This is a genomic window from Photobacterium sp. WH24 (genome assembly GCF_019204055.1).
GTDB classification, from domain to species: Bacteria; Pseudomonadota; Gammaproteobacteria; order Enterobacterales; family Vibrionaceae; genus Photobacterium; species Photobacterium arenosum.
This window is the reverse complement of sequence record NZ_JAGSOZ010000012.1, coordinates 1-12,131: the sequence shown is the minus strand read 5'-3', so window position 1 is coordinate 12,131 and position 12,131 is coordinate 1. Positions and strand designations below refer to the sequence as shown.

Below are 12,131 nucleotides of genomic sequence, written 5' to 3'. Positions count from 1 at the left end.
AGAAACCCATGAATCAATATCTCGCTATTACTTCCCGTGGTCTGGAAAATATTCTGGCCGATGAACTGACTCAATTAGGTGCTGCACAAGTAAAAGTTGTGCATGCCGGCGTTCGCTTTTCCGCTGATCAGAATACGGCTTATCGTTGCTGTTTATGGACTCGTGTTGCATCACGTATCGTCCAGGTATTAAGCGAATTCAACGTCAGGAATGATCTGGATCTGTATCTCGGCGCGACAGCGATCAGCTGGGAGCAGTATTTCAGTTCCCGTACCCGTATTGTGGTCGACTTCAACGGTACTAACCGTGAAATCCGTAACAGCCAGTATGGCGCGATGAAAGTTAAGGATGCCATTGTTGACCGGTTTACCAAGGGAAATCAGCCTCGTCCGACAATTGACCGTGAACGACCTGATTTACGCATCCACGTGCGTTTGTCGAACGATAAAGCCATTGTGGGTTTGGATATGGCGGGGAGTGGCCTTCACCAGCGCGGGTATCGTACTGAAGCGGGTAAAGCACCATTGCGTGAGACGCATGCTGCGGCTTTGGTGATGAAAAGTGGCTGGACGCCAGAGAAGCCGTTGTTAGATCCAATGTGTGGCTCAGGCACATTATTGATTGAAGCTGCCATGATTGCAGCGGAAATTGCGCCGGGATTAAAGCGTAAGCGTTGGGGTTTTGAAGTCTTAAATGATTTTGACCAGGATGCCTGGCAAGAGATTCATGCCGAAGCCTCTGTGAAAGCCCGTCGGGGTGTGGCTAACGTCACAACACCTTTCTTTGGCCGCGAAATGGACAGGCGTATTCTGAGTGTGGCCAGAGACAACGCAGGCCGCGCCGGTGTGAGTGAGCTGATTGATTTCGAATACGGTGATGCCACCCAATTGGTTCGTCCTAACGAATTCGAGACCGGTGTGATTTTGTGTAACCCCCCTTATGGTGAGCGCTTGGGTACCACACCTGAGCTGATTGCGCTTTACACCGAATTAGGAAATCGTCTCAAGCTGGCCTTTGCCGGTTCAGTGGCGTCGATCTTCTCATCGTCGAATGAATTGCTGAGCTGTATGCGTATGCGGGCCGATAAGCAGTTTAAGCTGCGTAACGGCGCATTAGATTGTGTGCTCAAGACATATCAGATCACTGCTGGTGGTGTTAAGCAGGTAGAGGGTGCTAAAGAAGGACAACTTGAAGAAACGCTGGTTGCACCGGATTTTGCGAATCGCCTGAAGAAAAACCTGTCGAAATTAGATAAATGGGCAAAGAAAGAAGAGTTGGATTGCTATCGGGTCTACGATGCCGATTTGCCTGACTACAATGCCGCGATCGACAAGTATGCCGACTATGTGGTGATTCAGGAGTACGCAGCACCTAAATCAGTACCTGAGGAAACAGCCCGCCGTCGATTGATGGATATTATGCGTGCCACGATTCAGGTGACCGGGGTTGACAGCGATAAAGTGGTGTTGAAGGTGCGAGAGCGCCAGAAAGGTAAAAGCCAGTATCAGAAGTTGTCTAATGCATCGCGTTATATGACGGTCAACGAATACGGTGTAAAGCTGCAGGTTAACCTGTTTGATTATCTCGACACCGGGCTGTTTCTGGATCATAAAATTACCCGACGTCGTCTTGGCGAGATGTCAAAAGGCAAAGATTTCCTCAATCTGTTTGCTTACACAGGCTCGGCAACGGTGCATGCTGCTTGTGGTGGCGCTAAATCCACCACAACGGTTGATATGTCAAATACCTATCTGCGTTGGGCACAGGAAAATATGGCCTTGAATGGTCAGGTCGGCCGTCAGCATGAGTATGTTCAGGCGGACTGCCTGCAATGGCTGCAGGAAGTGGATGACACCTTTGATTTGATCTTCATTGATCCGCCAACTTTCTCTAACTCTAAGCGCATGAAACAGAGTTTTGATGTGCAGCGTGACCACATCATGCTGATGGAGAACCTGAAGCGAATGCTGCGCAAGGGGGGAGAGATTGTGTTTTCAAACAATAAACGCCACTTCAAGATGGATGAAGCGGCATTAGCAGATTTGGGGCTGGTGGCGAAGAACATATCTACTGAAACACTGCCGATGGATTTTGCCCGTAATAAGCAAATTCATAACTGCTGGATTATTACCCATAAGGAAGGCGATGTTTGAGTCGCTGAAGTCGATAAACTAAGGATTGTTACTTGTCTATCATCCTCTACAGTACGGAGGGATGCCACCTCTGTGAGCAGGCGTATGCACTGCTTACGGAGGCTGGAGTTTCAGAGCAGGTAGATGTCGTTGATATTGCTTTTGACGACAACCTGTTTTCCCGTTACGGCGTCACAATACCGGTCGTATCTTTTTACGACAATGAATCTGTTTCTGAGCTTGGCTGGCCTTTCGATGCCGCTGAGCTGGCACTTTGGTTAAAGAGTCATGGCATTAATTAAAATCAGTAACGCGCAGCTTGCTTATGGTGATCATCCATTATTGGATCATGCCGAATTTCTGCTGCAACCTAATGAACGTGTTTGTTTGGTTGGCCGTAATGGTGCAGGCAAATCCACGTTAATGAAAGTCATCGCCGGTGAGGTACTGCTGGATGATGGCAGTATTCAGCGTATGAGTGAATTAAAGGTTTCACGGCTGGAACAAGATCCACCTCGCAATGCCGAAGGCACTGTCTTTGATTTTGTTGCAGAAGGTTTATCAGAAGTGGGTGGTTTGCTTCGCGAATATCACCACTTACTCGATAAAATCACCACGGATGCAAGTGAAATACACTTTGCACAATTAGCTAAGATACAGGAAAAACTGGATCATGCTAATGCCTGGCAGTTTGATAACAAAATCAGCTCTGTATTAGAACACCTCGAGTTAGATGCCGGCACTTTACTGGCGGATCTGTCTGGCGGCTGGCAGCGTAAAGCCGCACTGGCACGTGCTCTGGTGAGTGAGCCTGATATTCTCTTGCTCGATGAACCAACCAACCACCTGGATGTCGCTACGATTGAATGGCTGGAAGGTTTCTTAAAAGATTTCCGTGGCTCTATCATCTTCATTTCTCACGACCGGGCTTTTATTCGTTCAATGTCGACACGTATTGTCGATTTGGATCGAGGCAAGCTGAACTCATTCCCTGGCGATTACGATAAGTATCTCGACGCGAAGGAAGAGTTATTGCGGATCGAAAGCGAGCAGAACGCTGAGTTTGATAAAAAACTTGCGCAGGAAGAAACCTGGATACGTCAGGGCATTAAAGCGAGACGTACCCGTAATGAAGGGCGAGTAAGAGCGCTGAAGCAGCTTCGTGCCGAGCGCAGCGAGCGCCGGGAAGTGATGGGTAAAGCGGATATGCAGCTCCAGGATGCCCGTCGTTCAGGCAAGGTTGTCTTTGAAGCTGAGAATATCAGCTACCGTTACGACGACAAGCCTATCATTAATGATTTCAGCTTTAACGTCATGCGCGGTGACCGTATCGCCCTGATTGGGCCAAACGGCTGCGGTAAGAGTACTTTGCTCAAGCTCATGCTGGGCCAGCTACAGGCGACGGAAGGGCATTTTCACTGTGGTACCAAGCTGGAAGTGGCTTACTTTGATCAGTACCGCGAAATACTTGATCCCGAAAAAACCGTGCTGGATAACCTGGCAGAAGGTAAACAGGAAGTCACGGTCAACGGCCGCAGCCGCCATGCGTTAGGTTATCTGCAGGACTTTTTGTTCCACCCCAAAAGAGCGCGCACGCCGGTGAAGGCGCTGTCTGGCGGTGAGAAGAACCGCTTGTTGTTGGCCAAGTTATTCCTGAAACCCAATAATTTATTGGTTCTTGATGAACCAACAAACGATTTGGATATCGAAACTCTGGAACTTTTGGAAGATATTCTTGCCAATTATCAGGGCACTTTGCTCTTAGTGAGCCACGATCGTCAGTTTGTTGATAATACTGTGACCACAAGCTGGATTTTTGAAGGTCAGGGTGTCGTCAATGAATACGTGGGTGGCTACCATGATGCACAAGCCCAGCGAGCAAACTCTGCTGCGCAACGTGCAAAAGCACAGGCAGAAGAGCAAGCCGCCGAGAATAAAAAAGATGAAAGCCAACAGCGGCAGCAAGGGAGCCGGGATAAGCTGGGTAAGAAGTTGTCTTATAAACTTCTGAAAGAACTTGAAGAATTGCCGTCTCGTTTGGAAGATTTGGAAAATGAGATTGCCCAGTTGCAGGAAAAAATCAATGATCCTGCATTTTTCCAAAGCTCAACTGATGACACTCAAGTGACCCTGTCACGCCTGGCAGAGGCAGAGCAGGCACTGGAAGTCGCCTTTGAACGTTGGGAAGAACTAGAAGCAATGCAGAAGGAATCCTAATGCGACAGAAGATGTTCAAGTTTTCAGCGCTGGCAATTGTTGTTGCCAGCGTCACGCAGGCACAAGCGGCGGTTTACGACGTTGTTGAAGTGAGCGGTGATGCCAGTGGTGTATCAGCACTGCAGTATTACGATAAAAATAACAGTGATTTGGCCAGCCAGGTGCAGTTTTATGGGCAGGGGATCAGTCCGTCAACAGGCACTGAAAACTGCTTTGAAACCAGCTGTTCATCAACCAGTTATAAAGTTTTCGGTGAAAGCCGCTTTGGCAGTGACGGTATTGATATCCGCGATGAGATTCCATATCAGCTGGATAATTTCCAGCAGATCAATGATGAGTGGTCACTGGAAAGACACTGCAGCTCTGCATATGGATTCAATACCTGTGATACCTGGGCTGAAACGCGGTTTTTTGGTGTTGGCTATAATTCGGACAACCCGGAAGATGGTTCAGGTTATGGCGGCCTGCGCAGAGAGCAGTTTGCCTGGCAGAACAATTATTATGCTAACACGTTGCCAATCCTAGATAACGGTGCAGACGCTTTTGAGCGTGCCACTACGTTTGCCAATGATGTGGCAGGTTATGATTCAAGCGTGACACCGTCACTCGGTACGCTGGTGGATGGCGGCGATCATGTTTCCGCCAATGGTGCGGTCAGTGCTGTCGGTACCTCAACGTTGGGTGGCTATGCGTTGGGTGTGACCAGCTCGGCTTATTTTGCCAATAACAACCATTATGCCCGCCAGTTCAACAAGCGCGGCTTTGTGAATCTTGGCGCCAGTAAGGTTTCATTACTGCCGGTAGCCGGCAATGACCTGGTTAAAAACATGGGTCAGACATTAGCCTGGGATGCTGTTGAGTATCCTGCTGGTAATCTGCTGGTGGTTGGTAGCGCGGCGTTTGCCCCTTCAAACCTTAATGACAATATCAAGCTGCCTGATGACGTGCCGATCAACCGTGGCGACCTGAATAACTGTGTCACCAATGGCGCGACGCCAGGCACGATATTTAATTCATGGGCCTGTCAGTTTACTGTCTTCGCCAATGAGGCGGCATTCTGGAATGTTGATGGTTCAGCCACTTCAGAAGCTCAGTTAGTTGCAGCCCGTGCATCGGATCGACCAGCGTTAGACCCAGATGACAACAACCGTTCTTTCCAGGCATCAGCCCGGGCGGTTTCTCTGGTTGACGGTAAGCCAGTGATGGTGGGATACACCACCGACTCAGTGGACAACGATTATTATGCGGTGCGCGCAGCTATCTTTAAGCTGAAAGAGGGTGTGACTGGCACTCCAACCGCTGAGAGCTGGACGATTTCTTACATTCCGAACCTGAATATTGAACAGGGTAATGACCGTATTTACCGCTATACCATAGCGACGGATATCAATGACCAAAATACAGTGATTGGGGTTGCTAAGCGAGCCAAGTCGACAGAGCGCTCTTATGCTGAGATGATGTATTTGTATGACGCGACGTCGAATTCATTCAAATGGCTGGACTCATCCGTAAGCAGTATTTTCTTTGCCGGTGCCAATGGTTACCCAAGTGCGATCAACAATAGTGATCAGATTGTCGGTTGGGTTGATGCAGAAACGGTCAACCAGGTTAACGGCCGGCAACGTCGTCAGCGTGCTTTCACCTATCTGGCAGGTAGTGACGCTGTCACTGATGCACTGCCAGCGAAGTCAACCTGGATGCTGGATGACCTGACCAATGATGACAACATTAGTGGATCCGCAAACCAGTTCCGTATCGCTCAGGCTACAGGCATTAATGATGCGGGTGTTATTTCTGCGACAGCACTGAAGTGTGATGCGGGGTATAAGTCGCTCAGCAAGAATGCGGAGTGTGATGGGGATGAGCGTTTAGTTGCTGTTAAGCTGATTCCTCGCGTTGATGCTCAAGTGCAGCCAAGAGGCGATGATGAAAGTAGTGTAAGCCGCAAAGGGGGCTCCATTGGTATAGTGACACTGTCACTTATGGTGCTGCTGGGCTTACGTCGCCGAAAGTAATTTGTCAAAATTGTTCGATTTTTAATCAGGCTCACAAGTTGTGAGCCTGATTTTTTATGAAGGTTGATCTCTTCAGTTAAATATCCAATCCTTAAGGTGGAGTCACAAAAACTCCATCATTATGTAACGGTAATGATTAATATGAATAAGGATGAGGATCGAACTATGAAGAGACAAAAGCGGGATCGTATGGAACGCGCCCAATCTCGAGGCTATCAAGCTGGCATTAATGGTCGTTCCAGTGACGCATGTCCATATCAAACTGTGGACGCCCGTATGAACTGGCTAGGTGGCTGGCGAGACGCGAGAGAAGAATTGCAATCTGGCCGCGCAAAATAAAACCTTCACCCTCATATCCCTAACCATACAGAGCCCCTTTGGAGAGGGGCTTTACTTTATCTGCTGCAAACACGCAAAAAAGGCCGCGTGTGCGACCTTTTTGATATTGCTATAGCGCTAAACTTGAATTAGAAATTCGACGTGTCTTGAAACAAGCCAACTTTCAGATCTTTAGCAACATAGATTTCCTTGCCGTCAACCAACACTCGGCCGTCAGCAACACCCATAATCAGCTTACGGTTGATAACACGCTTCATTTGGATCTCATAGGTGACTTTTTTAGCTGTAGGCAGGATTTGACCCGTGAATTTCACTTCACCCACGCCCAGAGCACGGCCTTTACCTTCACCGCCAATCCAGCCAAGGAAGAAGCCAACAAGTTGCCACATTGCATCCAGACCCAGGCAGCCAGGCATGACGGGATCGCCAGGGAAGTGGCAGTCAAAAAACCAAAGATCAGGTTTGATATCCAGCTCAGCAATGATGAAGCCTTTATTAAACTCACCACCTTCATCAGTGATTTCAGCAATACGATCCATCATCAGCATGTTAGGTGCTGGTAATTGAGGACGGCCAGGACCAAATAATTGGCCTTGGCTGGAAGCGAGGAGATCGTCACGGTTGTAAGAATTGCATTTCTTCATTGGATGCTATTTTCTCTTTGAAATTATTGGGGCAATTTAGCTTACACCTGTACGCCTAACAACTCGGATCAGTGGTGGACCAACCAGTTTTTCATTTTGGTAAACCAACCTGAGCCTTCGTCATTATGACCGCTATGGAAGTGCGCTATACGTATAGCGATGACGTCTAAGAGTGTATCTTCATCGCTTTCTTGATTACTTTCGTCTCGACGGAAAGATTTACCTGTCAGTAAAGGTAGCGCATCATCCACGCTATTTACGGCCCAGATATGAAATTTACCGTCTTTAATTGCATTCAGGACTTCGTCACAAAGACACAGGTTACTCAGGTTTGTTTTCGGCAAGATGACACCTTGGTGGCCGGTTAGGCCCCGATAGGCGCAAACCTTGTAGAATCCCTCGATTTTTTCGTTTATACCACCGACTGCTTGTACACGGCCAAATTGATCGACAGCCCCTGTAACGGCGATTTGCTGATTGATGGGCTGCTGAGAAAGGGCTGACACCAAAGCACATAGTTCTGCTAAAGACGCGCTGTCGCCATCCACTTCGCTGTATGACTGTTCAAAAACGATAGATGCCGAGTACGGCAGCGGCTGGTCAAGGTCAAGGGCGGTACTGACAAAGGCCTGCATGATCATCATGCCTTTAGCATGAATATTACCTGCCAGTTCAGCCTTGCGTTCAACATCTGAAATGTCGCCATCACCAAAGTGAACCACGCAGGAAATTCGGGCTGGCTCGCCGTAAGCGACAGGGTGGCCAGGCATTTCGACAACAGTTAAACCATTAACCTGACCGATTTCTTTGCCATGGCAGTTAATAATAACCTGGCCGTGATGGATATCCTCGATGGCTCTCTCTGGCAAATATGAACTGCGGTATTCTCTGGCTTTCAGTGACTGCTGCAAGTGTTCGGCTGTAATCGGTTTGCTCTGGGATTCTATTGCTGCCTCACATAGCAGGCTTAGATGCCAGATAGGGCAAAGAGGTAAACGGTTTTGATCTTCTTCATGGCGAGCACCGGTACGCATCAAGAGTTTCAATGCGTCGTTGTCCGCCATGTCTGGTACCCCAGCTTTTTCAATCAGAGACTTCAGATAGGCTAAATATTTTGGCAGACTCTCTTGAGTAAGGCGCATATCCTGCTCAAACTCACCATACATGCTAAAGCCAGAAGCGATGTCGGGCTCAGCATTTTCCAGTTCTGCCATTAAGAATCTGTCACCAACCACGACTAATTTTACATTCAGTGCTTCAGCAGGTGGCAATGGGTAAAATTTCTTCTGAGTAACGGGTTGCCACTCCAGTTCGCCATTCATCAGTACCGCTTTGAGCCTTGGCCATAAGCTTGGGTTGGCAAGAATACTGGCGACAGACAATACTAAATAACCGTTGTTGGCTTGGTGAAGCAGACCATGCTTAACCTGAGGTTTCGTTAATTTGCCATCTTCTAAAGGTGGATACACGGCTCCAAACAGGTTGATGTCTGTGACATTGTCACCGGCTATTACAATAGGAGACTCATCTGACGGGCTTTTACCTGCTGAATCCCAATGCATCAGCAGATCAATGATATAGTCGCGGTAAACCTTGTTATCAGGTGCAGTAATTCTTAATAATCTGGGCTGGATATCAACTGCTGTGAATCGGCGTACGGCATCGCTCAGGCGATCTTGTAAAATGCCTGTCGGTGCAGGGGGGAGTTGTGCATACTGGTCCAGAATTGACTCATACTGAGTGTAATCTGGGAGCATGGTACGCCAGGATTCTTCTTGCATAGGCTTGATATAATTTCCGTTACTGTGAAAAAGACAGCAGTATAAAGGAATCGTTGTCCGCATAATAGAACAGGCATGGATTATCCTGCGATTCGGATGAGAATCAGCCAAAAGGCGTTCCTTCAAAGAGGGAGACATGCTTCTAAATCAATGTGCTATTGTGCTTCACTATCGATCTAGTTACACTGTCACTCTCTATTAATTGTAGACTTTACATACCCAAATAAGCGTCGATTATGAAATATCAGCAATTAGAAAACCTTGAGGCTGGCTGGAAGTGGGGCTACCTGGTAAAGAAGTACAAGGAAGGGGAAGCCGTTACGCGTCATATTGATACCAGTGAGGCCGAGGCCGCCGTGGCATCATTACTTGAGATAGAGCACGAACCAACCAAAGTGCTGGATTGGATTGGTCATCACATGTCTCCCGATCTTGAAAATAAAATGAAGCAGGCGATACGTGCGAAGCGAAAACGCCACTTCAATGCTGAGCAGGTCCATACACGCAAAAAATCTATTGATCTGGATTATCGTGTCTGGGAGAAGCTGGCCGATAAGTCGAAAGAGTTGGACTGTACCTTATCTGACACTATCGAGTATTTGTTGAGTGAAAGCACCAAGTCCCTGGAAGCCAATAAAAAGGTACAGGACATAAAACAAGACTTAAGTAAATTGCTTCAACTCGACTGATTCGCTATACCTAATATCATGCGCTGTTTGTTTGAGGAATAAGACGATGGAATATGTTCTTTTGCTGGCAGTTGCTGTGTTGATCCTGGTTTTTAAGGATCGCCCAGTAATGATGTTAAAATTTGAGCAAGGTGAGTTGAAACAGACGAAAGGGAATGTCCCCAGTGGATTCTTACATGGGTGTAAAGATATTGCCCATCGGGAGCCATTTACTGGGCAAATCAAGGTTTATAAGAATAGGTTTACGACAAAGCTGGTTTTCTCGAAAGATGTTCCAGCAAAAGTGAAGCAAAAGATCCACAACGTGTTTCCGTTTTCTTCTAACAACAAGAAATCAGGCCGGAGACAAGCCTAGATTCAGGCCTGCCAAGAGCAGGCTATTATTGCTTCTCTAATGCACCATAACTTGTTTAAGTGTAAAAAAATATAATTCAGACCTTAGTTACTTTTCAATATCTAACTGAAGATTTGATATCTTAGCCAAGCATTGATTGAGCTTTTGCATCGAAAGGGGTTTTACAATATAGCCATCAGGCTTATGTGAGATAACTTTTTTCACCGTTTCCATTTCATTTTCTGCCGTCACAACAATAACAGGCAAGTCTGGGTGATCCTGCTTTATTTGGCCCAGCAACGAAAGGCCATCCAAAGGGTGGTTGAGGTTTAAGTCTAAAAAGACACAATCCAATGTATGGCCTAAGAGTTGAGATTTCATGAATATGGCCTCAGCCTGGCTAACGGAACTGGCATGAAGCAATGTTTGGGGCTGTATGCTGTTTCTTAACAGCTGAGCTAAAATTTGTGCCATCACTCTGTTGTCTTCAATGATAAGAATACTTTTCATGTTCTGGCATCCAATTAATTATTATGTGTTTTTGCTCTCATTGATCTTAGATAAGAATGTACTGACATACCAGTAAAGAGTTCAAGAACATAACCTTAATGCACTATAACTTGTTTTTTTGCTATCAATTACCAAGAAACAACACAAAATAATATACAGTTTAGAGAACAAATTTGACAAGCTACTCAGGTTAAATGTCGATATTAACCATTGATGACGTTGTCATTCTGTGCTCTAGCTGTATTTCAAATCATTATAAATATGAAAGAGATAAGGCTATCTGCAGAACGAGTCTCTGCGCAGTTCCTACCAGGTAAAATATCATCCAGTTCGTCGGAAGGTTCACGCACCGGCCAGTGTATGTCCTTGGTATAATGTGCCAGCTTGGCAAAGCAGCAGTTGAAATGACGATGACGTCGGGAGAGCTAGCTGGCTTCTTAATAGTATTGATACTTTGAGACACATTCCCTTTATTTAGTGATCCTGTAACATTTTTATTCGCACACTCAATGCGGCCTTTGTTGCGAACTGCTGGTGCAGATCAGCTCGATATTAAGATCCTTCAGCACCCGGCCAAATTGGGTCAAACGCTCAGTGTGGGCATCGCACTTACCAACATGAAAAAACGCATGGCGGCCGCTGTAAAAGGCAGATGGCTTATCACACGTAGCGGCCATATAATCGAAAGTCGACTCAGTTTCTTCACCAGTCGTCCAGGTGGTATCGTCGATAAACATCAAGAGGCAGCATTTGTCGGTGGGAGCCGTCGATTTGAACCAGCTCACTTTAACTTTGCAGGAAAGAGACATTTTAGATTTGGTTTATCATATTAAGTACGCATTATGTGGCACGTCATTATGTTGAGAGGTCTGTCGTCAGTATCATTGCGCTAGCACTGGCGACCTCGAAGCAGCAAAAAGTGGGCGAGTAGATGTGAAATCCGGCCCTCGGCCGTGATGACGTCGTGCGAGAATCGTTTTGCCATGAGAGCCCGTAACATAATGTCGGATAATGCGCACTAAAAAGCCACTCTCAGAGTGGCTCATATTCTTATTCAGTATTATCTGGAGTTCTGTATATTTGTTTCCACTTTCTTCCAGTAGTACTCGTTGGCGGAGCTTGCTCGTTATCTCTTATAGTGCAATATCTACCATATGTTGTAACTCCTGTAGTGCTACATTCTTGGAATGATCCACCATCTCGACCTACTTTTTCACCTGGTCCAACAATCAAAGTCATTTTGCTTCCCTTGTTATATAAGCCTTTAACTATTAAAGACTTCTCTCACTCATATGAAATGGAGGCAATATCAGCATTTTCAAGAGCAATTATGATTTTTACTTCATATTTAAATCCAACTCGAATCTGGACTCAAAAATACCTTTTTGGGTTCAGATTGAGTAGACAAGCGCAGCACGTCAGCACTTCACCCGCCAAAATTAAAAATCACCCCGAAGGGGTTTGGGTTCC

11 protein-coding genes are annotated in these 12,131 nt (G+C 46.6%); 7 read left to right on the top strand and 4 right to left on the bottom strand.

From position 1 onward, the window contains the following. Window positions 1–8: 8 nt before the first annotated feature. The 5 genes from rlmKL to rmf all read left to right on the top strand — a co-directional run bounded on the left by rlmKL (window position 9) and on the right by rmf (window position 6,703). Window positions 9–2,153, top strand: a complete 2,145-nt coding sequence (gene rlmKL, locus KCG43_RS14790) for a bifunctional 23S rRNA (guanine(2069)-N(7))-methyltransferase RlmK/23S rRNA (guanine(2445)-N(2))-methyltransferase RlmL (protein ID WP_218385861.1) — start codon at window positions 9–11, stop codon at window positions 2,151–2,153. A gap of 32 nt (window positions 2,154–2,185) precedes the next feature. Beyond that, a complete protein-coding gene (locus KCG43_RS14785) occupies window positions 2,186–2,434 on the top strand; it encodes a glutaredoxin family protein (protein ID WP_027252204.1) in 249 nt (82 codons plus the stop codon). Next, on the top strand, window positions 2,421–4,349 hold the full coding sequence (locus tag KCG43_RS14780; protein ID WP_218385859.1) for an ABC transporter ATP-binding protein: 1,929 nt from the start codon (window positions 2,421–2,423) through the stop codon (window positions 4,347–4,349). Before KCG43_RS14785 ends, KCG43_RS14780 begins: the two co-directional genes overlap by 14 nt. After that, entirely contained in the window at window positions 4,349–6,364 is a 2,016-nt protein-coding gene (locus KCG43_RS14775) for a DUF3466 family protein (protein WP_218385858.1), read from the top strand. Before KCG43_RS14780 ends, KCG43_RS14775 begins: the two co-directional genes overlap by 1 nt. A gap of 165 nt (window positions 6,365–6,529) precedes the next feature. Beyond that, window positions 6,530–6,703 carry a ribosome modulation factor gene (rmf, locus tag KCG43_RS14770; RefSeq protein ID WP_027252207.1) on the top strand — a complete coding sequence of 58 codons (174 nt, stop codon included), beginning with the start codon at window positions 6,530–6,532 and terminating at the stop codon, window positions 6,701–6,703. 128 nt (window positions 6,704–6,831) lie between these two features. Here the strand turns inward: rmf and fabA are convergent, their stop codons facing one another. Both fabA and KCG43_RS14760 read right to left on the bottom strand, forming a co-directional pair. After that, a complete protein-coding gene (gene fabA / locus KCG43_RS14765; RefSeq protein WP_027252208.1) occupies window positions 6,832–7,347 on the bottom strand; it encodes a bifunctional 3-hydroxydecanoyl-ACP dehydratase/trans-2-decenoyl-ACP isomerase in 516 nt (171 codons plus the stop codon). 68 nt (window positions 7,348–7,415) lie between these two features. Next, a complete protein-coding gene (locus tag KCG43_RS14760) occupies window positions 7,416–9,128 on the bottom strand; it encodes a Lon protease family protein (protein ID WP_218385857.1) in 1,713 nt (570 codons plus the stop codon). Window positions 9,129–9,364: 236 nt separating this feature from the next. Here KCG43_RS14760 and matP point away from each other — a divergent pair, with 236 nt between their 5' ends. Both matP and KCG43_RS14750 read left to right on the top strand, forming a co-directional pair. After that, window positions 9,365–9,817: a macrodomain Ter protein MatP gene (matP, locus tag KCG43_RS14755; RefSeq protein ID WP_192017090.1), complete on the top strand. Its 453-nt coding sequence runs from the start codon at window positions 9,365–9,367 to the stop codon at window positions 9,815–9,817. A gap of 46 nt (window positions 9,818–9,863) precedes the next feature. Continuing rightward, window positions 9,864–10,172: a DUF3634 family protein gene (locus tag KCG43_RS14750; protein ID WP_192017091.1), complete on the top strand. Its 309-nt coding sequence runs from the start codon at window positions 9,864–9,866 to the stop codon at window positions 10,170–10,172. Between the two features lie 87 nt (window positions 10,173–10,259). Here KCG43_RS14750 and KCG43_RS14745 read toward each other — a convergent pair whose 3' ends face one another. Both KCG43_RS14745 and KCG43_RS14740 read right to left on the bottom strand, forming a co-directional pair. Next, window positions 10,260–10,661, bottom strand: coding sequence for a response regulator (locus KCG43_RS14745; RefSeq protein WP_218385856.1), 402 nt, complete (start codon window positions 10,659–10,661; stop codon window positions 10,260–10,262). A gap of 506 nt (window positions 10,662–11,167) precedes the next feature. Then, entirely contained in the window at window positions 11,168–11,398 is a 231-nt protein-coding gene (locus tag KCG43_RS14740; RefSeq protein ID WP_218385855.1) for a hypothetical protein, read from the bottom strand. Between the last annotated feature and the right edge of the window lie 733 nt (window positions 11,399–12,131).

Excerpts from the sequence above, each read along its gene's own strand:
- KCG43_RS14775 (WP_218385858.1), top strand. The coding sequence starts at position 4,349 with ATGCGACAGAAGATGTTCAAGTTTTCAGCGCTGGCAATTGTTGTTGCC.
- KCG43_RS14780 (WP_218385859.1), top strand. The coding sequence starts at position 2,421 with ATGGCATTAATTAAAATCAGTAACGCGCAGCTTGCTTATGGTGATCAT.
- KCG43_RS14740 (WP_218385855.1), bottom strand. The coding sequence starts at position 11,398 with ATGTTTATCGACGATACCACCTGGACGACTGGTGAAGAAACTGAGTCG.
- KCG43_RS14745 (WP_218385856.1), bottom strand. The coding sequence starts at position 10,661 with ATGAAAAGTATTCTTATCATTGAAGACAACAGAGTGATGGCACAAATT.
- rmf (WP_027252207.1), top strand. The coding sequence starts at position 6,530 with ATGAAGAGACAAAAGCGGGATCGTATGGAACGCGCCCAATCTCGAGGC.
- KCG43_RS14750 (WP_192017091.1), top strand. The coding sequence starts at position 9,864 with ATGGAATATGTTCTTTTGCTGGCAGTTGCTGTGTTGATCCTGGTTTTT.
- fabA (WP_027252208.1), bottom strand. The coding sequence starts at position 7,347 with ATGAAGAAATGCAATTCTTACAACCGTGACGATCTCCTCGCTTCCAGC.
- matP (WP_192017090.1), top strand. The coding sequence starts at position 9,365 with ATGAAATATCAGCAATTAGAAAACCTTGAGGCTGGCTGGAAGTGGGGC.
- rlmKL (WP_218385861.1), top strand. The coding sequence starts at position 9 with ATGAATCAATATCTCGCTATTACTTCCCGTGGTCTGGAAAATATTCTG.
- KCG43_RS14760 (WP_218385857.1), bottom strand. The coding sequence starts at position 9,128 with ATGCAAGAAGAATCCTGGCGTACCATGCTCCCAGATTACACTCAGTAT.